The organism is Mesorhizobium sp. M1D.F.Ca.ET.231.01.1.1 (genome assembly GCF_003999155.2).
GTDB lineage: Bacteria > Pseudomonadota > Alphaproteobacteria > Rhizobiales > Rhizobiaceae > Mesorhizobium.
Window position 1 is genome coordinate 19,352 of sequence record NZ_RZOZ02000021.1, and the last position, 25,940, is coordinate 45,291.

The 25,940-nt window shown below is 64.7% G+C and carries 20 protein-coding genes and 1 pseudogene; 10 read left to right on the forward strand and 11 right to left on the reverse strand.

All coding sequences use genetic code 11. The features are described 5' to 3' along the window. The 5 genes from fdhF to EN874_RS31240 form a co-directional block, all read right to left on the reverse strand. The gene (gene fdhF, locus EN874_RS31220) at positions 1 to 2,913 is read right to left on the reverse strand and encodes a formate dehydrogenase subunit alpha (protein WP_127428721.1); all 2,913 of its coding nucleotides are present in this window, start codon (positions 2,911 to 2,913) and stop codon (positions 1 to 3) included. Positions 2,914 to 2,923: 10 nt separating this feature from the next. Continuing rightward, a complete protein-coding gene (locus EN874_RS31225; protein WP_127428720.1) occupies positions 2,924 to 4,480 on the reverse strand; it encodes an NADH-quinone oxidoreductase subunit NuoF in 1,557 nt (518 codons plus the stop codon). Continuing rightward, on the reverse strand, positions 4,477 to 4,956 hold the full coding sequence (locus EN874_RS31230) for a formate dehydrogenase subunit gamma (RefSeq protein ID WP_127428719.1): 480 nt from the start codon (positions 4,954 to 4,956) through the stop codon (positions 4,477 to 4,479). The genes EN874_RS31225 and EN874_RS31230 overlap by 4 nt, the downstream gene beginning before the upstream one ends. Positions 4,957 to 5,150: 194 nt before the next feature. After that, positions 5,151 to 6,050 (reverse strand): LysR family transcriptional regulator, encoded by a 900-nt coding sequence (locus EN874_RS31235; protein ID WP_127428718.1) that lies wholly within the window; start codon positions 6,048 to 6,050, stop codon positions 5,151 to 5,153. A gap of 92 nt (positions 6,051 to 6,142) precedes the next feature. Then, entirely contained in the window at positions 6,143 to 6,520 is a 378-nt protein-coding gene (locus EN874_RS31240; protein WP_126086122.1) for a VOC family protein, read from the reverse strand. Positions 6,521 to 6,741: 221 nt separating this feature from the next. Between EN874_RS31240 and EN874_RS31245 the strand changes: the two genes are divergently transcribed. After that, positions 6,742 to 7,917 (forward strand): Mrp/NBP35 family ATP-binding protein, encoded by a 1,176-nt coding sequence (locus EN874_RS31245; protein WP_245513814.1) that lies wholly within the window; start codon positions 6,742 to 6,744, stop codon positions 7,915 to 7,917. 175 nt (positions 7,918 to 8,092) lie between these two features. Here EN874_RS31245 and EN874_RS31250 read toward each other — a convergent pair whose 3' ends face one another. Beyond that, entirely contained in the window at positions 8,093 to 8,545 is a 453-nt protein-coding gene (locus EN874_RS31250; protein ID WP_127428716.1) for a carbon monoxide dehydrogenase subunit G, read from the reverse strand. 150 nt (positions 8,546 to 8,695) lie between these two features. On the opposite strand from EN874_RS31250, the gene EN874_RS31255 reads away from it, so the two are divergent. Next, complete coding sequence (locus tag EN874_RS31255) at positions 8,696 to 10,501, forward strand: IlvD/Edd family dehydratase (RefSeq protein ID WP_127428715.1); 1,806 nt, start codon at positions 8,696 to 8,698, stop codon at positions 10,499 to 10,501. Positions 10,502 to 10,628: 127 nt separating this feature from the next. Continuing rightward, positions 10,629 to 11,027: a hypothetical protein gene (locus EN874_RS31260; RefSeq protein ID WP_127428714.1), complete on the forward strand. Its 399-nt coding sequence runs from the start codon at positions 10,629 to 10,631 to the stop codon at positions 11,025 to 11,027. 28 nt (positions 11,028 to 11,055) lie between these two features. Here EN874_RS31260 and EN874_RS31265 read toward each other — a convergent pair whose 3' ends face one another. Further along, positions 11,056 to 12,645, reverse strand: a complete 1,590-nt coding sequence (locus EN874_RS31265; protein WP_127428713.1) for a trimethylamine methyltransferase family protein — start codon at positions 12,643 to 12,645, stop codon at positions 11,056 to 11,058. A gap of 218 nt (positions 12,646 to 12,863) precedes the next feature. Next, a complete protein-coding gene (locus EN874_RS31270; RefSeq protein ID WP_040993852.1) occupies positions 12,864 to 14,357 on the reverse strand; it encodes a PLP-dependent aminotransferase family protein in 1,494 nt (497 codons plus the stop codon). A gap of 441 nt (positions 14,358 to 14,798) precedes the next feature. Here EN874_RS31270 and pgi point away from each other — a divergent pair, with 441 nt between their 5' ends. Continuing rightward, positions 14,799 to 16,442: a glucose-6-phosphate isomerase gene (gene pgi, locus EN874_RS31275; RefSeq protein WP_127428712.1), complete on the forward strand. Its 1,644-nt coding sequence runs from the start codon at positions 14,799 to 14,801 to the stop codon at positions 16,440 to 16,442. A gap of 5 nt (positions 16,443 to 16,447) precedes the next feature. After that, positions 16,448 to 17,173 carry an HAD family hydrolase gene (locus EN874_RS31280; RefSeq protein ID WP_126086114.1) on the forward strand — a complete coding sequence of 242 codons (726 nt, stop codon included), beginning with the start codon at positions 16,448 to 16,450 and terminating at the stop codon, positions 17,171 to 17,173. Here the strand turns inward: EN874_RS31280 and EN874_RS31285 are convergent. Beyond that, positions 17,170 to 17,883 (reverse strand): methyltransferase, encoded by a 714-nt coding sequence (locus tag EN874_RS31285; RefSeq protein ID WP_245513812.1) that lies wholly within the window; start codon positions 17,881 to 17,883, stop codon positions 17,170 to 17,172. The genes EN874_RS31280 and EN874_RS31285 overlap by 4 nt on opposite strands. Positions 17,884 to 17,885: 2 nt before the next feature. Then, entirely contained in the window at positions 17,886 to 19,862 is a 1,977-nt protein-coding gene (locus EN874_RS31290) for a long-chain fatty acid--CoA ligase (protein WP_127428711.1), read from the reverse strand. 488 nt (positions 19,863 to 20,350) lie between these two features. On the opposite strand from EN874_RS31290, the gene EN874_RS31295 reads away from it, so the two are divergent. The 5 genes from EN874_RS31295 to EN874_RS31315 are packed head-to-tail and all read left to right on the forward strand — an operon-like array spanning position 20,351 to position 25,608. Further along, the gene (locus tag EN874_RS31295; RefSeq protein ID WP_127428710.1) at positions 20,351 to 21,949 is read left to right on the forward strand and encodes an ABC transporter substrate-binding protein; all 1,599 of its coding nucleotides are present in this window, start codon (positions 20,351 to 20,353) and stop codon (positions 21,947 to 21,949) included. Between the two features lie 51 nt (positions 21,950 to 22,000). Next, a complete protein-coding gene (locus EN874_RS31300; RefSeq protein ID WP_127428709.1) occupies positions 22,001 to 23,008 on the forward strand; it encodes an ABC transporter permease subunit in 1,008 nt (335 codons plus the stop codon). Positions 23,009 to 23,034: 26 nt separating this feature from the next. Next, complete coding sequence (locus EN874_RS31305; RefSeq protein ID WP_245468309.1) at positions 23,035 to 23,919, forward strand: ABC transporter permease subunit; 885 nt, start codon at positions 23,035 to 23,037, stop codon at positions 23,917 to 23,919. After that, the gene (locus EN874_RS31310; RefSeq protein ID WP_127428708.1) at positions 23,919 to 24,770 is read left to right on the forward strand and encodes an ABC transporter ATP-binding protein; all 852 of its coding nucleotides are present in this window, start codon (positions 23,919 to 23,921) and stop codon (positions 24,768 to 24,770) included. The genes EN874_RS31305 and EN874_RS31310 overlap by 1 nt, the downstream gene beginning before the upstream one ends. Before the next feature lie 13 nt (positions 24,771 to 24,783). Next, positions 24,784 to 25,608 carry a dipeptide ABC transporter ATP-binding protein gene (locus tag EN874_RS31315; protein WP_127428707.1) on the forward strand — a complete coding sequence of 275 codons (825 nt, stop codon included), beginning with the start codon at positions 24,784 to 24,786 and terminating at the stop codon, positions 25,606 to 25,608. A 69-nt stretch (positions 25,609 to 25,677) separates the two neighbouring features. Here EN874_RS31315 and EN874_RS34115 read toward each other — a convergent pair. After that, a pseudogene (locus tag EN874_RS34115) lies at positions 25,678 to 25,940 on the reverse strand (hypothetical protein); the annotation flags it as partial.

The following is a 25,940-nucleotide window of genomic DNA, read 5'->3' on the forward strand; positions in this document are numbered from 1 at the left end:
CTACTCCGCCGCCTGCAGCGGAGCGATGCGGCGGCTCTGCTTGGCCTGCTCGTTATAGTCTTTCTGCCAGTCGGTCGGGCCGTTGGACGGCGCCACCTGCACGGCGGTGACCTTGTATTCCGGACAGTTGGTCGCCCAGTCCGAGAAGTCGGTGGTGATCACGTTGGCCTGCGTGTCCGGGTGGTGGAAGGTCGTGTAGACGACGCCCGGCGAGACGCGATCGGTGATCAGCGCGCGCAGCGTGGTTTCGCCGGAGCGGCTTGCCAGCCGCACCCAGTCGCCGTCGCGGATGCCGCGGTTCTCGGCGTCATGCGGGTGGATCTCCAGCCGGTCCTCGGCATGCCACGTGACGTTCTCGGTGCGCCTGGTCTGCGCGCCGACATTGTACTGCGACAGAATCCGCCCGGTGGTGAGCAGCAGCGGGTAGCGCGGTCCGGTCCGTTCGTCCGTCGCCACATATTCGGTGCGGATGAACTTGCCCTTGCCGCGCACGAAGCCATCGACATGCATGATCGGCGTGCCGAGCGGCGCCTTCTCGTTGCACGGCCACTGCACCGAGCCGACGCGGTCGAGCAGATCGAAGGAAACGCCGGCGAAGCTCGGCGTCGTCTTGGCGATCTCGTCCATGATCTCCGACGGATGCGTGTAGTTCCAGTCGAGGCCGATGGCGCGGGCAAGCTCCTGCGTCGCCTCCCAGTCGGCGTAGCGCGCCTTCGGCTCCAGCACCTTGCGCACCATGTTGATGCGGCGCTCGGCATTGGTGAAGGTGCCGTCCTTCTCGAGGAAGGTCGAGCCGGGCAGGAAGACATGCGCGTAGTTCGCCGTCTCGTTGAGGAAGAGGTCGTGCACCACGACGCATTCCATCGCGGCAAGCCCGGCGGCGACATGTTTGGTGTCGGGGTCGGACTGCAATATGTCCTCGCCCTGGATGTAGATGCCCTTGAACGAGCCGTCGACGGCGGCGTCGAGCATGTTGGGAATGCGCAGGCCCGGTTCTTCGTCCAGCTTCACGCCCCACAGGCTCTCATAGATGTCGCGCACGGCCTCGCCCGAGATGTGGCGATAGCCGGGCAGCTCATGCGGGAAGGAACCCATGTCGCACGAGCCCTGCACGTTGTTCTGGCCGCGCAGCGGGTTCACGCCGACGCCCGGACGGCCGATATTGCCGGTGGCCATGGCGAGGTTGGCGATCGCCATCACCGTGGTCGAGCCCTGGCTGTGCTCGGTGACGCCGAGGCCGTAATAGATCGCGCCGTTGCCGCCCTTGGCGTAGAGCCGCGCGGCGCCCCGGATGAGCTCGGGATCGACGCCGGACAGCTTGCCGACCGTCTCCGGGCTGTTCTCCGGCAGGGCGACGAACGATGCCCAGTCCTGGAATTCGGCCCAGTCGCAGCGCTCGCGGATGAAGGCTTCGTCGAACAGGCCCTCGGTGACGATGACATGCGCCAGCGCCGTCAGCACCGCGACGTTGGTGCCGGGCTTAAGCGGCAGGTGATAGTCCGCTTCGACATGCGCCGATTTCACCATCTCGGTGCGGCGCGGATCGAGCACGATCAGCTTGGCGCCCTCGCGCAGCCGCTTCTTGAGCCGCGAGGCGAACACCGGATGGGCGGAAGCCGGATTGGCGCCGATGATGACGGCGACGTCGGTGAACTCGACCGAATCGAAATCCTGCGTGCCGGCCGAGGTGCCGTATGTCTGGCCGAGGCCGTAGCCGGTCGGCGAATGGCAGACGCGCGCGCAGGTGTCGACATTGTTGTTGCGGAAGCCCTGCCGCACCAGCTTCTGGACGAGATAGGTCTCCTCGTTCGTGCAGCGCGAGGAGGTGATGCCGCCGATCGAGCCGCGTCCATACTGATACTGGATGCGGCGGAATTCCTTGGCGGTATGGGCGATCGCCTCTTCCCAGCTCACTTCGCGCCACGGATCGGAGATCTTCTCGCGGATCATCGGCGACAGGATGCGGTCCTTGTGGGTGGCGTAGCCGTAGGCGAAACGGCCCTTGACGCAGCTGTGGCCGTGGTTCGCCTTGCCGTCCTTGTACGGCATCATGCGGATCACCTCGTCGCCCTTCACCTCCGCCTTGAACGAGCAGCCGACGCCGCAATAGGCGCAGGTGGTGACGGCCGAGCGCTCCGGCATGCCCTTCTCGAGCACCGTCTTCTCGCGCAACGCGTCGGTCGGGCAGGCCTGCACGCAGGCGCCGCAGGAGACGCATTCCGAAGCGATGAAATCCTCATGCATGCCGGCGACCATACGCGATTCGAAGCCGCGGCCCTCGATGGTCAGCGCGAAGGTGCCCTGCACCTCTTCGCAGGCGCGCACGCAGCGCGAGCAGACGATGCACTGCGCCGGGTCGTAGGTAAAATAGGGGTTGGAGTCGTCGCGGGCGATGTAGTCGACCGCCAGCGAGCCATGGCCGGGCGCGACGCCGTTCTCTTCCTTGACGTGGTTGCGGCCTTCGACGCCGTAGCGGTTTTCGGTCAGCCCGACCGACTTCGCCACCGCGTCGAACTCGCTGGCGCCGGTTCCGGCCTTTTCGTTCCACCCGGTCGGATGGTCGGAAACGTAGAGTTCCATGACGCCGCGGCGGATGGCGTCGAGCCGGTCGGACTGCGTGCGAACCACCATGCCTTCGCCGACCGGCGTCGTGCAGGACGCCGGCGTGCCGCCGCGGCCTTCGATCTCGACCAGGCAGACGCGGCACGAGCCGAACGAATCCAGCATGTCGGTGGCGCAGAGTTTCGGGATCTCGACGCCGCCTTCCATCGCCGCGCGCATGATCGAGGTGCCTTCCGGCACGGTGATGCTTTGCCCGTCGACGGTCAGCGTGACCTGCTTCGTCGCTTTCGACTCCGGCGTGCCGTAGTCGATCTCCTCGATGAGCGTCGGGAAGTCGGCTTTGATGTTCATCTGCCAGCTCCTATTCGGCAGCCACGCGCGTCGGCGCCGGCTTGAAATCCTCGGGGAAATGCGTGATCGAACTCATCACCGGGTAGGGCGTGAAGCCGCCCAGCGCGCAGAGCGATCCGAACTTCATCGTATTGCAGAGGTCGGTGACCAGAGCGAGGTTCTTCTCCGCCTCGACCCCTGCGGCAACCTTGTCGAGAACCTCCATGCCGCGCGTCGAGCCGATGCGGCAGGGCGTGCACTTGCCGCAGCTCTCGATGGCGCAGAACTCCATGGCGAAGCGCGCCTGCTTCAGCATGTCGGCGGTGTCGTCGAAGACGGTGAGGCCGGCATGGCCGATCAGCCCGTCCTTGGCGGCGAAGGCCTCGTAGTCGAACGGCGTGTCGAACAGCGCGCGCGGGAAATAGGCGCCGAGCGGCCCGCCGACCTGCACCGCTTTCACCGGACGCCCCGAAGCCGTGCCGCCGCCGATCTCGTCGACGATCTCGCCGAGCGTCAGGCCGAAGGCCGTCTCGAACAGGCCGCCATGCTTGACGTTGCCGGCAATCTGGATCGGGATCGTGCCGCGCGAGCGGCCCATGCCGAAATCCTTGTAGAAGGCCGCACCCTTGTCCATGATGATCGGCACAGAGGCCAGGCTGATGACGTTGTTGATCACCGTCGGCTTGCCGAACAGGCCCTGGATTGCCGGCAGCGGCGGCTTGGCGCGCACCACGCCGCGCTTGCCTTCCAGGCTGTTCAACAGCGAGGTTTCCTCGCCGCAGACATAGGCGCCGGCGCCGACGCGGATTTCCATGTCGAAGGCGTTGGGCGAGCCCAGCACATTGACGCCGAGCACACCGTGCTTGCGGGCGATAGCCACGGCCTTGTTCATCGTCGCCACCGCATGCGGATATTCGGAGCGGATATAGACGAAACCCTTGGTCGCCCCGGTAGCGATGCCGGCGATCGCCATGCCTTCGATCAGCACGAAGGGATCGCCTTCCATGATCATGCGATCGGCGAAGGTGGCGCTGTCACCCTCGTCGGCGTTGCAGACGATGTATTTGCGCTCGGAGGTGGTATCGAGCACCGTCTTCCACTTGATGCCGGTCGGGAAGCCGGCGCCGCCGCGGCCGCGCAAGCCGGATTCGGTCACTTGTTTCACGATGTCGGCCGGCGCCATGGCGACCGCATTCTCAAGGCCCTTCAGACCGCCATGCGACTTGTAGCTGTCGAGCGACAGCGGATCGATGACGCCGCAGCGGGCGAAGGTCAGCCGCGTCTGCTTGGCAAGGAAGGGAATCTTGTCGGGCGCGCCCAGCCAGCGCTTGTGATGCCCGCCCTTGAGGAAGCCGCTGTCGAACAGGCTCTTGACGTCCGACGGCTTCATCGGCCCGTAGGCGACACGGCCTTCGGCGGTCGCCACCTCGACCATCGGCTCTAGGAAATAGGCGCCGCGCGAGCCGTTGCGCACGATCTTGGCCTCGACGCCGCGCTCCTTGAGCTCCTTCTCGATCGCCTTGGCGACCTTTTCGGCGCCGAGCGCCAGCGCGCCTGAATCCGCGGGAATGTAGATGCGCGGGATCATGAACGCACCTCCGCGACGATCTCTTCGATCTTCTCGTCGTCGAGCCGGCCGATCACCTCGCCGTCGAGCATCGCCGACGGCGAGCAGGCGCAGAGCCCGAGGCAGTAGACCGGTTCCAGTGTAACCGATCCGTCACGCGTGGTCTCGTGGAAATCGATGCCGAGCAGCTGCTTGACCTTGGCGGCGACCGCTTCCGAGCCCATCGACTGGCAGGCCTCCGCCTGGCAGAGCTTCAGCACGTGCCGGCCGGCGGGCTGGGCACGGAAATCGTGATAGAAGCTGACGACGCCGTGCACTTCGGCCCTGGAGAGGTTCAGCCCGTCGGCAATGACGGGGAGCGCTGCCTGCGGCACATGACCGAACTCCTCCTGGATGCCGTGGAGGATCGGCAACAGCGGACCTTCGAGGTCCTTCAACTCCTCGATGATCGCCGCCGTGCGCGACGCGATCTCGGTACTTGCAGGCTGCATCGGCATGCAGCGCCCTCCCTGGTCGTTGGCGACCCAATGTATGTCACCCCAAATATAGAGCGGTTTTGGGGCGACGACATGCACAGGGTGCGATATCGCTAAGTCCTTACGAAATCAGAGGAAACCTCTGAGATCAATAAAGTCGTTTCGTTGCTCGATAGAAATTTTCTATCGACTTCGCTCAGCCTGCATTCTCTAACCTAGCGATGGGCGCGGAAATCGTCTGCCAGCGCCATTGCCTCGTCCAGCAGCGCCCGCACCAGCGGCGTGTGCGGCTCACGCGGTGCCGCCACCAGCCCGACAGTGTGGCTGGCATCCGGCTCGACGATCGGAATGGCCCGGATCGGCTCGGAAAAGCCGAATGTTTCCGCAAGGTTGAGCGGCATGATCGATGACCACTTGCCGGTCCGGATATGCGAGAACAGAACGATCATCGAGTTGGATTCCAGCGTCGGACGCACTTCCACGCCGGCTTCCGCCAGATGCTGGTCGATGATGCGGCGGTTCTGCATGTCGGGTGTGAGCAGGCAGAGCGGCAGCTGGCTGATCTCGGCCCACGTCACTTTGTCGCGGTCCGAATAGGGATTTCCGACCGCCGTGATCAGCTGGTAGCGCTCGTCATAGAGCGGCACGCTGGTCACCCGTCCGAGCGGCTCGTTGTCGAGATAGGTGATGCCGGCATCGACGTCGAAATTGCCGAGCAGCGACAGCACCTCGATCGAGGTCCGCGACAGGATGGAGAAGGTAACGCCGGGATGCTTTTCGCGGAACGGCGTCGTCAGCCGCGCCACCATGGCGAGCGCCGTCGGGACGGCGGCGATGCGGATGCGGCCGGAAAGGCCGCGGCGCGCCGCCCGCATCTCCTCGCGCATGGCCCGCGAGTCGCCGACGATGCGGCGCGCCCACACCAGCACCTGCTTGCCTTCCGGCGTCAGGCCCTGGAAGCGCGAGCCGCGCAGCACCAGCATGACGCCGAGCTGCTCTTCGAGCTGCTTGATGCCGGCCGACAGCGTCGGCTGGGTGACGCCGCACACTTCGGCCGCGCGGCCGAAATGCTCTTCCTTGGCCAAAGCGATGAAGAATTCCAGCTTGTCGATCATCGGCGCAAGCTATCCAGCCCGCAAAGACTGCGCCAGATGGGGCCGGCGCCGCAATTGCATGATCTCGCCGGTCGTTCGCAATCGCCGCCTGGCTACTCGCCCGCAAGGCACAATATGTTGCCGTCCGGGTCCTTGAACCATGCGACCTTCACGCCCTGGCCGACATGGATATCGCCCTCGAGTGTCAGGCCGGGCATCTCATAGTGCTCGAAGGCGATGCCCTTCGACTTCAGCGCCGGGACAATGGCGCCGATCTGATCGCCGACCGTCCAGGTCACCGCCGTCGCCTTGTTGGTCCCTGCGAACTCCGAATGATAGACGTTGATGACCGTGTCGCCGCTTTTATAGACGATCAGTTCTCCGGCCATGTCGTCCACCTGCTTGAGGCCCAGCGTGCCTTCATAAAAGCCCTTTGCTCTCGCCAGGTCTTTCACTGCCAGATTGGCCGCTGCATTGCTGTTTGCGAGCATGACAGTCTCCTTTCCGGTTGCCGTCGCTCATGGCAACCGAGATAGGGCCCGTGGATCGATTGGCCATGATCGAGCGGCAGAATTGCCGTCCGATTGGAACCGCCATCCGATAAAATCCGACGCCATCGGTCGCTTTCGGGAGCATGCCGGGCGCGCCTTTGCTGCACGGCTTGGTTCTGCCGGGAAACTGCACTATCTGGAACACCAAAGCCCGAGGAAAGATCATGACCGTAACCAAGGAATCCGTCATCGAACGCCTGAAGACGGTCAATGGGCCGGATTTCACCGGCAACATCGTCGACCTCGGCCTGGTCTCGGAGATTTTCATCGCCGACTCCAAGGTGTTCTTCTCGATCACCGTTCCCGCGGCCCGCGCGCAGGAGATGGAGCCGCTGCGCGCCGCCGCCGAGCGCGTGGTCAAGGCCATCCCCGGCGTCGTCAACGCCGTCGTCGCGCTGACGGCGGAGAAGAAGGGCGGCGGCATGGAAGCGCCGGTTCGGCCGCGCCCGGCTCCGCAGGCAGCGCCGCCGCGGCCAGCGCTGCAGCGCGCCACCCCGCAAGCGCCTGCCTCGCACAGCCACGGCAAGCGCGGCGTGCCCGGCATCCACGCGATCATCGCCGTCGCTTCCGGCAAGGGCGGCGTCGGCAAGTCGACGACCGCCGTCAACCTGGCGCTCGGGCTTGCCGCCAATGGATTGAACGTCGGCGTGCTCGATGCCGATATCTACGGGCCGTCGATGCCGAGGCTGCTCAACATCCATGGCCGGCCGCAGACGATCGACGGCAAAATCCTGAAGCCGATGCAGAACTACGGCCTGAAGGTGATGTCGATGGGCTTCCTCGTCGATGAGGAGACGCCGATGATCTGGCGCGGCCCGATGGTGATGTCGGCGTTGACCCAGATGCTGCGCGAGGTCGAGTGGGGACCGCTCGACGTCCTGGTGGTCGACATGCCGCCCGGCACCGGCGACGCCCAGCTCACCATGGCCCAGCAGGTGCCGCTGGCCGGCGCCGTCATCGTCTCGACGCCGCAGGATCTTGCGCTGATCGACGCGCGCAAGGGCCTTAACATGTTCAAGAAGGTCGACGTGCCGCTGCTCGGCATCGTCGAGAACATGAGCTACTTCCTCGCTCCCGACACCGGCAAACGCTACGACATCTTCGGCCATGGCGGCGCGCGCCGCGAGGCGGAACGGCTGGGCGTCACCTTCCTTGGCGAAGTGCCGCTCGAAATGGGCATCCGCGAAAGCTCGGACGCCGGCGCGCCGGTCGTCGCCTCGAAGCCGGACGGCGCCGAGGCGAAAATCTATCGCGATATCGCCGCGAAAGTCTGGGAGAGGGTCCAGGAGGAGCGCGGCGCGGCGGAAGCCGCGGTGCCCTCGATCGTGTTCGAGTAGGTCTGCCTGGCCGGCCGACGAGGGGCGGCGCCGGCGCTCGACAACCGAGTGTTCTTCAGGCGAGGCGCAAGCTAAAGCGTTTCAGCGATTCATAGAATTCGCCGAACCGCTCTAAGTATTTGTTTTTTGCGCAATTCCGGACGGAAAACCGCTACACGCTTTTCCTGGAATTGGTCTAAACGGCGCCGACTTTCTCGCCGAGCGTCGAGAAGAACTGCCCGGCCAGCTTCTTCGAGGTCGATTCAATTAACCGGCTGCCGAGCTGCGCGATCTTGCCGCCGACATCGGCCTTGGCGGCATATTTCAGCACCGTCGTGTCGGCGCCGTCGGCGGTCAGCGTCACATCGGCGCCGCCCTTGGCGAAGCCGGCGATGCCGCCCTTGCCTTCGCCCTGGATCGTATAGGAGTGCGGCGGCTTGAGGTTCTTCAGCATCACCTCGCCGTTGAAGGTCGCCTTGATCGGTCCGATCTTCAGCACCACGGTGGCGGCCATCTCGGTATCCGATTTCTTTTCCAGGCTCTTGCAGCCGGGAATCGCTTGCTTGAGGATGTCCGGGTCGTTGAGGGCTTTCCACACTTTCTCGACGGGTGCGGCGATGCGCTCCTCGCCTTCGATCACCAAAGCCATCAAGACCTCCCGGATTGCTGATGCCGATTGGTCGTAGCGCGCGGCCCGAAACAAGTCTATCGCACCAAAGTGCGGGGTCGCGGCGCTTGTACCTCTTGCCTGCATGAGCGCATTGGCATATCGATTTGTCATACAAATACGGAGACCACGATGGCAGGCGCCCCCACCAAGAAGAAGAAATTTCGCTCGCAGGAGTGGTTCGACAATCCCGACAATCCGGGCATGACGGCGCTCTATCTCGAGCGCTACCTCAATTACGGACTGACGCGCGCCGAGCTGATGTCGGGCAAGCCGCTGATCGGCATCGCGCAGACGGGCTCGGATCTGTCGCCCTGCAACCGGCATCACCTCGAGCTCGCCAAGCGCGTGCGCGAAGGCATTGTGTCGATGGGCGGCATTCCCTTCGAGTTCCCGTGCCATCCGATCCAGGAGACCGGCAAGCGCCCGACCGCCGCGCTCGACCGCAACCTCGCCTATCTCAGCCTGGTCGAGGTGCTCTACGGCTATCCGCTCGACGGCGTGGTGCTCACCATCGGCTGCGACAAGACCACGCCGGCGCTGCTGATGGCGGCGGCGACCGTCAACATCCCGGCGATCGCGCTTTCGGTCGGCCCCATGCTGAACGGCTGGCACAAGGGCAAGCGCACCGGTTCCGGCACCATCGTCTGGGAATCGCGCCAGCGCCTGTCGGCCGGCGAGATCGACTATGACGAGTTCATGGACATCGTCGCCTCCTCGGCGCCGTCGACCGGCTACTGCAACACCATGGGCACGGCCACCACGATGAACTCGCTGGCGGAGGCGCTCGGCATGCAGCTGCCGGGCTCGGCCGCCATTCCCGCCCCCTACCGCGAGCGCGGCCAGATCGCTTACGAGACGGGCAAGCGCATCGTCGACATGGTGCATGAGGACCTGAAGCCGTCCGACATCATGACGCGCCAGGCTTTCGAGAACGCCATCGTCGTCAACTCGGCCATCGGCGGCTCGACCAACGCGCCGATCCACCTCAACGCCATTGCCCGCCATCTCGGCGTGCCGCTCGACAATGACGACTGGCAGAAGATCGGCCTCAACGTGCCGCTGCTGGTCAACCTGCAGCCGACGGGCGAATATCTCGGCGAGGACTATCACCATGCCGGCGGCGTGCCGGCGGTGGTGGCCGAGCTGATGAAGGGCGGCCTGTTGCCGCATCCCGATGCGATCACCGTCAACGGCAAGACCATGGGCGACAATTGCAGGGATGCCGTCAACGAGAATCCGGATGTGATCAGCAGCGCCGCCAAACCGCTCAAGGCCAATGCCGGCTTCATCAACCTCAAGGGCAATCTGTTCGATTCCGCGATCATGAAGACCAGCGGCATCTCGCCGGAATTCCGCGAGCGCTATCTCTCCAACCCGAACGACCCGGAGGCCTTCGAGGGCAACGCCATGGTCTTCGACGGCCCGGAGGATTACCACGCCCGCATCGACGATCCGGCGCAGGGCATAGACGAGCATACCATCCTGTTCATGCGCGGCGCCGGTCCGGTCGGTTATCCGGGCGGCGCCGAGGTGGTCAACATGCAGCCGCCGGCCTACCTCATCAAAAAGGGCATCCATTCGCTGGCCTGCATCGGCGACGGCCGCCAGTCCGGCACGTCAGGCTCGCCGTCGATCCTCAACGCTTCGCCTGAGGCTGCCGTCGGCGGCGGCCTGGCGCTGCTCAAGACCGGCGACCGCGTCCGCATCGACCTGAGGAAGGGCACGGCCAACATCCTCGTCAGCGACGAGGAGATCGCCAGACGGCGCGCCGCGCTGCAGGGCAATGGCGGCTACCATTATCCCAAGCACCAGACGCCGTGGCAGGAGATCCAGCGCGGCATGGTCGACCAGTTCTCGGCCGGCATGGTGCTGAAGCCGGCGGTGAAGTATCAGGACGTCGCGCACACCAGCGGCGTGCCGCGCGACAATCACTGAGTCGCTTGCTTCGGGAATCGAGGGGCGGCTTGCGAAGCGCGGGCCGCCCTCTTCCTATGCCCTTGTTTCGGCGTCACGGCGCATCCAGATAGGTGTCACACCGGCTGGCTGAGAACATGGGACCTTCATGACCAAGCGGCGTTCTTCCCTCGGCTTCCTCGGCAGGTTCGGCCGCTCCGGCGACCTGCGCCAGCTCGACGACGCGCTGCGCCAGGCGGAACTGCATCCGGCGCTGGTGCCGGAGGGCGTGAAACTTACCATCGTCAATTTGATGAATGACCGCTGGCCGGACGAACCGCCGCCACAGGCCTATGTGTCGGTGGCGCAACTCTGCGGCTATTGCATCGCCGGGCCTGAGACCTTCGAGCAGGCCAATGGCAGGGAGCCGACGCTGGAAGCCGAACGCCGCATCGAGGCCGCGCTCGAAGCCGGCGACAGCTTCGATGCGCAGATCGTGCTGATGACGCTGCATGCGAAGCTGATCAACGCCGACGTCGTCGAGCGCTACGGGCTGAGTGTGGAGTGACCCGTTTGCAGACCGGCTCACCTGAATATTAGCCGCCCATCTTGTTGCGTGGCAACTTGATCATCTCACCGAAGCGGGCGCGCAGCTTGTCGTCGACGAGCCGCGACACATGCCGCGGGAAGCGCTCGGCCAGAACGCGCTTCTTCTCGGCGATCGCCCGCTGCAATATGTCGGGCCGGCCCTTCTCGTTCCATTCCTTCGGCGAGAAACGGTCGCCGACCGACGGATAGAAATATTCGGTCTGCATCAGCTTCAGCGTCTGCTCGTTGCCGAGATAATGGCCCGGACCCTTGAGGCAGACATCGGCGATGGTGTCGATCGACAGCGCCTCGTCGGTCACCTCGATGCCGCGCACGCAGCGCAGGCAGTGGCCGAGCATGTCGTTGTCGATGATCAGGCTTTCCAGGCAGAAGCCGAGCAGCGAGGCATGCATGCCGGCCGATTCATAGACCAGGTTCAGGCCGGAGAGACCCGCCATCACATTGGTGATGCCCTTTTCGTAGCCGGACTGGATGTCGGGCAGTTTCGAATCCGTCATGCCGGCCGCCGAGCCGCCCGGCAGGTCGTAATATTGCGCCATCTGCGCGCAGGCGGCGGTCAGCACGGCCTGCTCGGCCGAGCCGCCGGACATGGCGCCGGTCCTGAGGTCGGAGACGAACGGCCAGGTGCCGAAGATCGCCGGATGGCCGGGTTTTATCGCGTTGACGTAGACCAGCCCCATCAGCACTTCGGCCACCGCCTGCACGACCGCGCCTGCAATCGCGGCGGGAGCCGTGGCGCCGGCCTGGCCGGCCGACAGAAGCAGGATCGGAATGCCGCCCTCGACGCAGGCTTCAAGCACGCCGCAGGCGTCCTCGGCGAACTTCATCGGCGGTACGACGAAGCAGTTCGAATTGGACACGAAAGGCCGCGCCCGGAAATTCTCCTCGCCGCCGGCGATCGCATAGAGCATCTCCAGCGCCGGTTTGACGTTCTCGCGCACCGTGAACGAGGTGCCGACATGCTTGGACGTCCCCATCACGCAGGCATAGAGCGTGTTGAAGTCCATCTCGAGCGGGTCGGGAATGTCGCGCGGCACCATGGTGCGCTGGAAGAAATGGATGTTGTCGAGTCCGTCGACCAGGCGGGCGGCGTCGTAGATGTCCTGCAGCAGCGATTCCCGGTATTCGCGCTTCTCGACATCGACCAGGTGCACGGCCGCTCCAGCCGTGCCGTAATGCACGCGTTTGCCCTGGATCACCATGTCGTGCTTGGGATCCTGTCCGTGGAGCGTGAAGTGGCGCGCCGCTTTTTTGATCGTGTCCAGCACGAGCGCGCGCGGCAGGCGGACGCGCCCGTCATCGCCATAGGCAGCACCCACCCGGGTCAGCGCCTCGATGCAGGAGGGGATGGCGTTGGCGAAGCCGACGGTCTCCAAAAGCATCAGCACCGCCTCGTGGATGCGCTCGCGGTCGTTCTGGCTCAATGGCCCGTAGCTGCCCCCTTCGAGGCCTGGCCGCACCGGACGGATGTCGTCGGCTAAAGGCGCAGCCCGCATCGCGCGGCGCGCTTCGCGCCCGCCGGAGCGCCGCGAACGCTGGTCCGACGACGCTTCCTGCTTCTCAAGAGCCACTGACATGGAAAGCACTCCACCTCTAGTTTTTAGGGCAGGGTGCGTGGCGGTTGGTCCACCATCGGCCTGCCTCGTCCCCTTTGTCGCTCGACTATGCCGCCGGCATTGGTACAGCCTATGAGCCAGCCAATCCCGTCGAATATGCCAGAACGCTAAAGCGATGAGGCGTGCCAAAACAAAAAGAGCCGGCGAAAACGCCGGCTCTTTTTGGAAGTCGATGGCGATCAGGCCGCAGCGGGTCGGCGGCCTGCTGCCGTGGCGAGCTCGCGGATGCCGGGCTCGATGTGCTGCAGCGAGATCGAGGAGATGCCCAAGCGCATGAAACGAGAGGGCTTTTCGCTGCGGTCGAAGAACCGGTCGCCGGGTTCAATGATGACGCTTCGCGACGCCGCCGCCTCGGCCAGCCCGCGGGAATCGGTGCCGCGCGGCCCTTCCAGCCAGAGCGACGTTCCGCCGGCCGAATCGGTCGAACGCCACTCTGGCAGGAAAGCGGAAATCGCATGGACCAGACGCTTGCGCCGCTCGTCGAAGGCGGCGGAGAGCCTGCGCACCAGCGCCTCGTGATGGCCGAGCGACAAAAACAGCGCCACCGCGCGCTGGTTGTTGGCCGGCGGGTGGCGGAGCATGAAGCGGCGCAGCGCGCGAAGCTCGGCGATCAACCCGGCCGAGGCGACGATGTAGCCAAGCCTAAGACCCGGAGCCAGCGTCTTCGACATCGAGCCGACATAGATGACGCGGCCGGAGCGATCGAGGCTCTTCAGCGCCTGCTGCGGCGCCTCGTCGAGAAGCTGGCTGTCATAGCCGTCCTCGATGATGATCTGGTTGTTGCGGTTGGCCCGCGCCAGAAGGTCCTGCCGCCGCTCCGCCGACAGCGGCACCATGGTCGGGCAATGGTGGCTGGGGGTGACGAAAACGAAGCCGGAATCGCTGGGGATCGCCGAAGTCACGATGCCCGACTGGTCGACCGGGACCGGCTGGATATCGGCGCCCGCCAGCCGGAAGATCGAGCGGGCATCCGGGTAGCCGGGGTCTTCCATCGCCACCTTCGAGCCCTTGGTCATCAGCAGCGAGGCGAGCATGTAGAGCGCGTTCTGCGCGCCCAGCGTCACGATGATCTCGTCCGGATTGGCGAAGATGCCGCGGCGCGGCAAAAGCCGGGCCTGGATCTGCTCGATGAGCAGCGGATCGTCGCGGTCCACCATGTCGGACGCCCAGTTGCGGATCTCGAGCACCGCCAGCGCCATGCGGTTGCACTCGCGCCATTCGGCGGTCGGGAACAGCGCCGGATCGAACTGGCCGTAGACGAACGGATAGGAGGACTTGATCCAGTTGTCGTGCTTGGCCGGCGGCGGCATGTCGCTGGCGGCGATCTGCCGGCGCGCCTTCCAGTCGATCTCGTTCTGCTGGTCGGGCGCCTTCTGGTGCGGCTTGGCGGGTGTGGCCAGCACGTCAGGGTTGACGAAATGGCCGCGCCGCTCGCGCGCCACCAGGAAGCCCTGGTCGACCAACTGCTGGAAGGCAAGCACCACCGTGCCGCGGGCAACGCCAAGTTTTTCCGCCAGAATCCGGCAGGACGGCAGCGGCATCGAAGCGGCGATTTGTCGGTCGAGGATGGCTGCGACGATCGCCTGGCGGATCTGAGCCTGGAGGGTTTGTCCGGATTCGGCCGAAATCCGGAACAGGCCGGACCATATGGCCGTGTCATTGCGCTGTGGCATGGGGGATCTTCCTCGGATGGCCAGCTGTTTTCACTTGGCTGGACCAGTCGAGTGTAGGGGTGGCACAAGGGGTTGCGCCAATCAATTTTTCTGATCCCTGGGATTTATGCCAGTGATCCATCATGCGCGACGCGAAGCGTCGTCGCGACGCGTTTAAGCGCGATGCGAAGCATCGTCGCGGCACAATCCCAAGCGCGACGCAAAGCGTCGTCGCCACGCGTTCACGCGCGGTGCGGAGCATCATCTAAGCGCGATGCAGAGCATCGTCGCGGCGGATTCTCGCAATCTCACCGCCCAATACCGCGCATCATCAAAGCGTGATGCGCTGCGGCATCGCCGCGCTTGAATAAATCGAAATCGGCTCAATAGAATGACGCGCCGACACGCGCCGGAAACATCCGGCCTGTTAAAATGGTCTAAAAACCCGCCAGGAGCCCGCCAGTGGATCAGTCAGCCTTCGACAAGCAACTTGCCGCGTTGCGTGATCAGCGCGCCGCAGCCAAGGGCACCATGCGCGAGGCCTTCGCCGCCGATCCCAAGCGCTTCGAGAAATTCTCCGCCACCGATGGCGACCTTCTGCTCGACTGGTCAAAATGCGCGGTCGACGCCGACACCATGGCAATGCTGGAAAAGCTTGCCGGCGCGGCCGATCTCGCGGGACGTCGCGCCGCGATGTTCGAAGGCAGGAAGATCAACATCACCGAAGGCCGCGCCGTGCTGCACACGGCGCTGCGCAACCTGACCGGCAAAAGCGTCGTGCTCGATGGCCAGGACACCAAGGCGGATGTGATTGCCGTGCTCGACGCCATGGGCGCCTTCGCCGATGCCATCCGCTCGGGGAAGGCCGCCGGCGCCACCGGCAAGAAGGTCACCGACATCGTGAACATCGGCATCGGCGGTTCGGATCTCGGACCGGCGATGGTGACGCTGGCGCTGGCGCCCTATCATGACGGCCCGCGCGCGCATTATGTCTCCAATGTCGACGGCGCCCACATCCACGACACGCTGAAGGGTCTTTCGCCAGAGACGACGCTGTTCATCATCGCCTCCAAGACCTTCACCACCGTCGAGACGATGACCAATGCCGAAACGACACGCAAATGGGTGGAGAAGGCGCTGGGCAAGGAGGCGATCGGCAAGCATTTCGCCGCCGTCTCGACCGCGCTCGACCTGGTGTCGAAGTTCGGCATCGCCTCCGACCGCGTCTTCGGCTTCTGGGACTGGGTCGGCGGCCGCTACTCGGTCTGGAGCGCCATCGGCCTGCCGGTGATGATCGCCATCGGCCCGCGCAACTTCCGCGCCTTCCTCGACGGCGCGCATGAGATGGACGAGCATTTCCGCTCGGCGCCCCTGCAGAAGAGCCTGCCGGTGCTGCTGGGGCTGATCGGCTGGTGGCACCGGGCGGTCTGCAAATATCCGGCCCGTGCCGTCATTCCCTACGACCAGCGCCTGTCGCGCCTGCCGGCCTATCTGCAGCAGCTCGATATGGAATCGAACGGCAAGAGCGTCACGCTCGACGGCGGCGCGGTCACTACGCCGACCGGTCCGCTGGTCTGGGGCGAGCCCGGCACCAACGGCCAGCATGCTTTCTTCCAGCTTCTGCACCAGGGCACCGACGTCATCCCGGTCGAGTTCCTGGCGGCTGCCGTCAGCCATGAGCCGGAACTGAAGACCCATCACGACCTGCTGCTCGCCAACTGCCTTGCGCAGTCGGAGGCCTTCATGAAGGGCCGCACGCTGGAGGAGGCGCGCGCGCAGATGCTGGCCAAGGGCATGGAGCCGGCCGATGTCGACCGCATCGCGCCGCACCGAGTCTTTTCGGGCAACCGTCCCTCGTTGACGATACTCTACCGAAAGCTCGATCCGCGCACGCTCGGTCGCCTGATCGCGCTCTACGAGCACCGCGTCTTCGTCGAGGGGACGCTGTTCAACATCAACTCGTTCGACCAATGGGGTGTCGAACTGGGCAAGGAATTGGCGACAGGCCTGCTGCCTGTCGTGGAAGGCAAGGAGACTGCCGCAAAACGCGACGCCTCGACTGCCGGACTGGTGGCTCATATCCACCAACTGCGCGGCACGGAGTAAAAGGCTTGGCGGATATCAAGGGCATTCTCTTCGACAAGGACGGCACGCTGGTCGACTTCAACGCAACATGGCTCGGCATTGCCGATTTCATGGCGATGGACGCCGCCGAAGGCGATCGCTGGAAGGCGGACCGGTTGCTCGCCGCTGCGGGTTTCGATTTCGCCAGCAAGCGCTTCAAGCCCGATTCGATCTTTGCTTCCGGCTCGAACATGGATGTCGTCGAGCTCTGGTTCCCGCGCCTGTCGGACGAGGACCAGATGCTGGCCGTCTCCCGCTTCAACGAGATCACCTCGGTGCAGGGCTCGTCGATGGCGGTTGCGCTTCCGGGCATCGTCGAATCGCTGCGGGCGCTCCACAAGCGATCCTTCCGGCTGGGCGTCGCCACCAACGATTCCACCAGCGGCGCCGAAAAGACGCTCGCCACGCTCGGTGTCGCGCAGCTCTTCGACGCCGCCTTCGGCTATGATGCAGTGGCCAATCCCAAGCCGGCGCCCGATACCGTCGTCGCGTTCTGCGATCTGACCGGGTTGAAGCCCAGCGAGATCGCCATGGTCGGCGACAATCGCCACGATCTCGAAATGGCGCGCGCCGGCGGCTGCGGACTGGCGATCGGCGTGCTTTCCGGCACCGGCACGCGCGACTCGCTGTCGCCGATGGCCGACGTCATCCTGGATTCGGTCGCCGACCTGCCGGATTTTCTTGCCGCGCGGGTGAGCGTGGCGGCGAGCTAGCCAGCCCCGGCTGGGACGAACGCAAACACGCCGCTCGGCCTCGCCTCGCCGCCGCCATTCCCGCCGACATCGGGCACCTGATACTCAGCCAACAGGCGGAGCCTGGGCTTGGGCAGCCAGGCGCGGCCCGGATCGCCGACCAGCACCTCGATGCCGGCGGCGAGGCACCGGTCGAGGAAGGGGACGACCCGCCGTGCCACCGCCTGCCCATAGAAGACGTCGCCGGCGAGCACCAGGTCGACCGCGGGCGGCGGACCGGCGGTGATGTCCTCGCCAATTATGGTGATGGCGACGCCGTTGGCCGCAGCGTTGAGGCCGAGCGCGACGATGCCGTTGCGGTCGATTTCCGCCGCGATCACCGCGCTCGCTCCTGCCTTCGCCGCGGCGATCGCGACAAGGCCGGAGCCGGCGCCGAGATCGAGCACGCGGCGTCGGGCAACGGTCGAGGGCCGGTCGAGAATGTAGCGCGCCAGCACCGCCCCGCCGGCCCAGGCATAAGCCCAGTAGGGCGGCTGCGGCTCGGCCGTGCCGTCGTCGGCGTCATCATCCGGTTCGAGGAGCCGCCTCAGCCCGCTGCCGGGATGGGCCGTGTGAAGACGGATTTCGGGCAGCGACGGCACCGGCGACAAGCGCATGTTCGCCTTGATGAATTCCACCGGATCGGGGCCGCCGCGACGCTCTGGCGTCAGGCCGGCAACATTTTCGCTCAAGTCTACTCCCGCAGCGCCCGCCGCAGGATCTTGCCGACCGGCGTCTTCGGCAACTCGGTGCGGAATTCTATGTATCTCGGTCGCTTGTAGCCGGTCAGATTCTCGCGGCAATAAGCGGTCAGCGTCTCGACGGTGAGCGCCGGGTCCTTCCTGACCACGAACAGCTTCGGCACCTCGCCGGAATGCTCGTCCGGCACGCCGATCGCCGCCACTTCGAGCACGCCGGGATGCTGCGCCACGACCTCTTCCAGCTCGTTCGGATAGACGTTGAAGCCGGAGACCAGGATCATGTCCTTCTTTCGGTCGACGATCTTGGTGTAGCCGCGTTCGTCCATGAAGCCCATGTCGCCCGACTTGAAGAAGCCGTCCTTGGTCATCACCTTGGCCGTCTCGTCCGGCCGGTTCCAGTAGCCGGCCATCACCTGCGGCCCGCGGATGCAGATCTCGCCCACTTCGCCGAGCGGCACGTTGTTGCCGTCGTCGTCGCGGATGGCGATCTCGGTCGAAGGCAGCGGCAGGCCGATCGTGCCGGTGAATTCGCTGGAGCTGAATTTGTTGGCGGTCGCCACCGGCGAGGTCTCGGAGAGCCCGTAGCCTTCGCTCACCGGGCAGCCGGTCAGCGCCTTCCAGCGCTCGGCCACGCCTCTTTGCACCGCCATGCCGCCGGCAAGCGTCAGGATCAACGGCTTGAAGTCGAGCTTGCGGAAATCCTCGTTGTTGAGCAGCGCGTTGAACAGCGTGTTGAGGCCGGGGAAGATGTGGGCCGGGTATTTCTGCAGTTCCTTGACGAAGCCCGGAATGTCGCGCGGGTTCGGGATGAGCACGTTCTGCGCGCCCTGCTGCATGCCCATCAGCGCGTTCACCGTCAGCGCGAAGATGTGGTAGAGCGGCAGCGCGCAAATGAAGTTGAGATACGCGGGCTTCGGCTTGACCGTGTAGGCATCCTCCACCCAGAGCGAATTCTGCGCCACGTTGGAAAGCACATTCCGGTGCAGCAGCGTCGCGCCCTTCGAGACGCCGGTCGTGCCGCCGGTATATTGCAGGAAGGCGATATCGTCGCCCGAGACCGTTGCGGGCTTGAAGGCGAGGCCCGCGCCGGCCCTCAGCGCGGCGTTGAACTTGACATGGCCAGGCAGCGACCAGGCGGGAACCATCTTCTTCACCCGCCGCACGACGAGGTTGACGATCGCGCCTTTCAGTCCGCCCAGCATGTCGCCCATCGCCGCCACCACCACATGCTTGACCGGCGTCCGGGCGATCGCCGCCTGCAGCGTGTTGGCGAAGTTTTCCAGAATGACGATCGCCTGCGCGCCGGAGTCCTTGAGCTGGTGCTCGAGCTCGCGCGGCGTGTAGAGCGGGTTGACGTTCACCACCGTGAAGCCCGCGCGCAGCACGGCCATCATCGCCACCGGATATTGCAGCACGTTCGGCATCATCAGCGCCACGCGCGCGCCTTTCTCCAGGCCTTTCGACTGCAGATAGGCGCCGAAGGCCGCCGAGAGCCGCTCCAGCTCGGCGTAGGAGATCGACTTGCCCATGCACACATATGCGGGCTGGCCGGAGAACTGCTTGCAGGCGCCGACGAGGAAGTCGCCGATCGAATTGTAGGGGAGAGGGCCGATCTCGGCCGGCATGTTCTTCGGATAGTTTTTCAGCCACGGCTTTTCCGGCAATCCGGCCGTGAGCTCGGTGATTGCCTTAGGCAGCCCTTTGGCCTGCGGCGGTGCCGGCTTCGCGGCCGCGGGCTTGCCGGTCTTTGCGGTTGCAGCCTTGGCGGCGGGTTTGGAGCTCGTCTTTCTCGGAGCGGCGGCGGCCTTCGGCTTGGCAGTGGCCTTTGCAGGTGAGGACGTCCTGGCGGGTGAAGCGGTCTTGGCCGATGAAGCGGTCTTGGAAGATGAAGCCTTGGGCGCGCCGGCATTGCCGGTCGCGGCCTTGGCTTTTGCCTTCGCCGGGGGCGTTGTCTTTGCTGCTTTTGCCACCAAATCCCTCCCTGGTGTCTTTTGCTTAGGTCTTGCTGCCTCACACGCCGGCGCTTGCTCCCGATGTCGGAAACCTCCTCCGCCGCGGCAGATCGCGGATTCCCAAGAAATCCGGCATGACGTCTATGTATTGCCTCTATCAGCGGCGGTGCAAGTCTTGCCCCAGCGGCAGCGGCGGAAAGATTTGCCGCCGAAATCTCTTCGCCGACCGCTCCCTGAGGCGCGTGCCGGCGAGGACCGGGATCGCGAGCACGGCGCCCCTCGTTCTGATTTCGGGAAGCGCCCAATCAATAAAAAAATGCGGTCGTTAACAATGTCGTGAGCGAAAAATTCTGCTCATTTTTTCCGGTATTTGAGGAAAATGCGGATTCTTTTCCTGCTTACCATGGGGTACGCAAACGGGGTGTTCCAAAGCCCCAAAAACGGTGCTTATATGCGCGCTTCGCGAGCCTGATAGAGGGGCTTGGAAGAACATCAGGGAGTGCTCAATGAAAAAGACAATGACTTTTGCAGCCGCGTTGCTGGCTGCAAGCGTCCTGGGCGGCATGGCCAATGCAAAGACGCTTGTCTATTGCTCGGAAGCGTCGCCGGCCAATTTCGATCCGGGTACGACGACGGGCGGCAACGACTTCGACGCCTCGTCGCGCACGGTCTATTCGCGCCTGGTCGAGTTCAAGCACGGCGGCACCGAGATCGAGCCCGGCCTCGCCGACAAATGGGAAATCTCCGACGACGGCCTGGTCTATACTTTCCACCTGCATCCGGGCGTGAAGTTCCAGACCACCGACTATTTCAAGCCGACCCGCGACCTCAATGCCGATGACGTCGTCTTCTCCTTCGACCGTCAGTTCAACAAGCAGAATCCGTGGAACGGCGAGAAATATCTGCCGAACCTGACGTGGGACTACTACACCGGCATGGACATGCCGAAATACGTCGCCAAGTGGGAAAAGGTCGACGACCTCACCGTCAAGCTGACGCTGACCGAGCCGAACGCGCCGATGCTGGCCAATCTCGGCATGGACTTCGCCTCGATCGTCTCGAAGGAATATGCCGACCAGCTCGAGAAGGACGGCAAGATGGCCGACTTCTCGACCAAGCCGATCGGCACCGGTCCGTTCCAGTTCGTCGACTACCAGCTGGATTCGGTCATCCGCTATGCGGCCAACCCCGACTACTTCAAGGGCAAGGAAAAGATCGACGATCTGGTCTTCGCCATCACGCCTGACGCGACCGCCCGCATCCAGAAGGTGCTGGCCGGCGAATGCGACGTCGCGCCCTATCCGAACCCGGCCGACATCGCCACCATCAAGGCCAACAAGGACGTGACCTTGATGGACCAGGCCGGCCTGAACATCGGCTATATGAGCTACAACACGACGATCCCGCCGCTCGACAAGCCCGAGGTTCGTCATGCGCTCAACCAGGCGATCGACCGGGAAGCGCTGATCAAGTCGCTGTTCCAGGATGCCGGCGCCACGCCTGCCCAGAACCTGATCCCGCCGACCATGTGGTCGTGGAACAAGGCCGTGAAGTTCGATTCCTATGATCCGGAAGCGGCCAAGAAGGTGCTGGCCAATGCCGGGCTGAAGGAAATCCAGCTCTGGGCTTCCGACCGCGTTCGCCCCTACAACCCGAACTTCCAGCGCGCGGCCGAGCTGATCCAGGCCGACTGGGCCAAGGTCGGCGTCAAGGCCGAGATCGTCAACTACGAGTGGACGAAGTATCGCGAGGAAGGCAAGAAGAAGGAGCGCCCCGGCGCCTTCCAGATCGGCTGGACCGGCGACAATGGCGATCCGGATAACTTCTTCGCCACCCTCTTCGCTTGCTCGGCCATCGGCGTCTCGAACTACTCCAGCTGGTGCGACAAGGACTTCGAGGACCTGATCCAGAAGGCCAAGAAGACCAGCGACCAGGGCGAGCGCACCAAGCTCTATGAGCAGGCGCAGGAGATCTTCGCCAAGCAGGCGCCGGCCTTCCTCCTGGCCCACAGCCAGGTGTACTCGGTCGTTCGCAACAACATCTCCGGCTACAAGATGGACCCGCTCGGCATTCACCGCTTCGACGGCGTTGACAAGGCCGAGTAATATTGCGAACGGGGCGGCGCAAATTCCAGCGCCGCCCCGATCCATTCGACGATGCTCCGATATCTTCTCAACAAAATCGCCCTCCTGATCCCGACTCTCGTCGGCATCACTATTTGCGCCTTCGCTTTCGTGCGGCTGCTGCCCGGCGATCCGATCCTGGCCATGGCCGGCGAGCATGGCGTCACGCCCGCGCGCTACGAAGAGCTCAAGGAACAGTTCGGCTACAACCTGCCGGTCTGGCAGCAGTACGCGCGCTATGTCGGCGAGGTCGCGACCGGCGACTTCGGCGTCTCGATTTCATCCAAGCGCCCGGTTCTCGAGGAGTTCAAGACGCTCTTCCCGGCGACGCTGGAACTCTCCTTCTTCGCTATGATCTTCGCCATGGTGGTCGGCATCCCGGCCGGCATCTTCGCGGCCGTCAAGCGCGGCTCATGGTTCGACCAGTCGCTGATGGGCACCGCGCTCGTCGGCTATTCCATGCCGATCTTCTGGTGGGGCCTGCTGCTCATCATCTTCTTCTCGGGCTATCTCGGCTGGACGCCGGTTTCCGGCCGCATGGGCCTGCAGTTCTTCCTGAAGCCGATCACCGGCTTCATGACCATCGACAGCGTCCTATACGGCAAATGGGACGCGTTGCGCTCGGCGCTCAGCCATCTCGTCCTGCCCGCGATCGTGCTCGGCACCATCCCGCTGGCGGTGATCGCGCGCCAGACGCGCTCGGCCATGCTCGAGGTGCTCGGCGAGGATTATGTCCGCACCGCCCGCGCCAAGGGGCTTTCGGCCGCCCGCGTCATCGGCGTGCATGCGCTTCGCAACGCGCTGATTCCGGTCGTCACCACCATTGGCCTGCAGGTCGGCACGTTGCTTGCCGGTGCCATTCTCACCGAAACCATCTTCGCCTGGCCGGGCATCGGCAAGTGGATGGTCGACTCCATCTTCAAGCGCGACTATGTCGTCGTGCAGTCAGGTCTGCTTTTGATCGCGCTCATCGTCATGGCCGTGAACCTCATCGTCGACGTGCTCTACGCCGTCATCAATCCGCGCATCAGGGCCGCGTGATGAGCCAGTCGACCGAAATCGCCCCCATGGCCGCCGGCAGCCCCGACCGGCTGACCGGCTTCAAGACCTTCTGGCATTATTTCTCGGTGAACCGCGGCGCCGTCATCGGCCTGGTCGTCTTCGTCCTGCTGGTGCTGGCGGCGCTCTTCGCACCGCTGCTCGCGCCCTACGCGCCCGACGTCCAGGACAAGACCGCGTTCCTGAGGCCGCCGGCATGGCAGACGGGTGGCAGCACCCAATATCTGCTCGGAACCGATCCAGTCGGCCGCGATATCCTCTCGCGCCTGCTCTATGGCGCGCGCTTCTCGCTGCTCATCGGCGCCGTCGTGGTCACGCTGGCGCTCACCGGCGGCATCACGCTCGGCCTGCTGGCCGGCTATTTCCGCGGCTGGGTCGACGTCGCGATCATGCGCGTCATGGACCTGATCCTGGCTTTCCCGTCGCTGTTGCTTGCGCTGGTGCTGGTGACCATCCTCGGGCCCGGCCTGTTCAATGCCATGCTGGCGATCTCGCTCGTCCTGCAGCCGCATTTCGCTCGCCTGGTGCGCGCGGCCGTCATGGCCGAGAAAAGCCGCGAATATGTCGTGGCGGCCAAGGTCGCTGGCGCCGGACATCTGAGGCTGATGCTCAGGACCATCCTGCCCAACTGCCTGGCGCCGCTGATCGTCCAGGGCACGCTGTCCTTCTCGAACGCCATCCTCGAGGCCGCTGCGCTTGGCTTCCTCGGCCTCGGCGCGCAGCCGCCGACGCCGGAATGGGGCACCATGCTCGCCTCGGCGCGCGAATTCATCCTGCGCGCCTGGTGGGTGGTGACCTTCCCGGGTCTTGCTATCCTGATCACCGTGCTCGCCATCAACCTGATCGGCGATGGCCTGCGCGACGCGCTCGATCCGAAGCTCAGGAGGTCGTGATGGCATTGCTCGACATCCAGAACCTCGTCGTCGAGTTCCAGACCGCGTCCGGCCCGTTCCGCGCCGTCGACGGCGTCTCGCTCCGTGTCGACGAGCGCGAGGTGCTCGCCATTGTCGGCGAATCCGGCTCCGGCAAGTCGGTGTCGATGCTGGCGGTGATGGGCCTTTTGCCGTGGACGGCGACCGTCACCGCCGACCGCATGACGTTCGGCGGCCGCGACCTGCTCAAGATCAGTCCGGCCGAGCGCCGCAAGATCATCGGCAAGGACATTGCCATGATCTTCCAGGAACCGATCGCCAGCCTCAATCCGTGCTTCACCGTCGGCTTCCAGATCGAGGAAGTGCTGCGCTTCCATCTCGGCATGGACCGTGCGCAGCGCCGGGCCCGCGCCATCGAACTGTTGAAGCAGGTCGGCATTCCCGAACCGGCCGAGCGGCTCAACTCCTTCCCGCATCAGATGTCGGGCGGCCAGTGCCAGCGCGTCATGATCGCGATGGCGATTGCCTGCAATCCGAAGCTTCTGATCGCCGACGAGCCGACCACCGCGCTCGACGTCACCATCCAGAAGCAGATCCTCGATCTCCTGGTCTCGCTGCAGGCCAAATACGGCATGGGCCTGATCATGATCACGCACAATATGGGCGTGGTGGCCGAGACCGCCGACCGCGTCATCGTCCAGTACAGGGGCCGCAAGATGGAAGAGGCCGACGTCTTGTCGCTGTTCGAGAGCCCGAAGAGCAACTACACGCGCGCGCTGCTGTCGGCGCTGCCGGAGAACGCCGTCGGCGATCGCCTGCCGACCGTCTCAGACATGCTGTTCGAGCCGGCGCCCCCAGAAGCTAGCGCATGACCGGAGCCGGCGCATGACCAAGGTTGTCGAAGGCAAGAACATCAAGCGCGACTACCATGTCGGCGGCGGGCTGTTCCGCGGCGCGCGCACCGTGCATGCGGTGAAGGGCGTTTCCTTCAGCGTCGAGAAGGGCAAGACGCTGGCGATCGTCGGTGAGAGCGGTTGCGGCAAGTCCACGCTCGCCCGCATCATCACGCTGATCGATCCGGCGACGGCCGGCGAGCTGTTCATCGACGGCAACACGGTCGACATCGCCAGGGACGGGCTGACCAAGGAGATGCGCCGCAAGGTGCAGATCGTCTTCCAGAACCCGTACGGATCGCTCAACCCGCGCCAGAAGATCGGCGACGTGCTCGGCGAGCCGCTGCTCATCAACACCGACAAGCCGGCCGAGGAACGCCGCGATCTTGCGATGAAGATGCTGAAGAAGGTCGGCCTCGGACCCGAGCACTACAACCGCTATCCGCACATGTTCTCCGGCGGCCAGCGCCAGCGCATCGCCATTGCCCGCTCGCTGATGCTGAACCCGAGCCTGCTGGTGCTGGACGAGCCGGTCTCGGCGCTCGACCTCTCGGTGCAGGCGCAGGTGCTGAACCTGCTTGCCGACCTGCAGGACGAGTTCCAGCTGACCTACGTCTTCATCAGCCACGACCTCTCGGTGGTGCGCTACATCGCCGACGACGTGATGGTGATGTATTTCGGCGAGGCGGTCGAATACGGCCCGCGCGACAAGGTTTTTTCAGACCCCAAGCACGCCTACACCAAGACGCTGTTCGCCGCGACGCCGCGCGCGGATGTGGCGAGCATCAAGGCGAGGCTGGCGAAGAAGGCGGCGTAAACGTCCCTTCGTTATCCTAGGGCGGAGCGACGCGAAGCGGCGCGCAGACCCTAGGATCCATGCCGTTACCTACACTACAAGAGCGGCGGTGCAGAATTCTGTGCCGTTGCAACGCTCGAAAGTCACGGCATGGCAACTGTGTTCAGGCGAAGGCTGTTTTGTCGCGGATGATGGCGTTGAGGACGACCAGGAGTTTCTTGCGACTGCGATGATGGCCAGTTTCTTGGAGCCTGAGCGGGCTGCGAGGTCGGTGTAGAAGGCTCTGAAGCGGTCACAGGTTCGGATGGCACTAAGTGCCGCCATGTAGAGGGCACGGCGCACACGCGATCGGC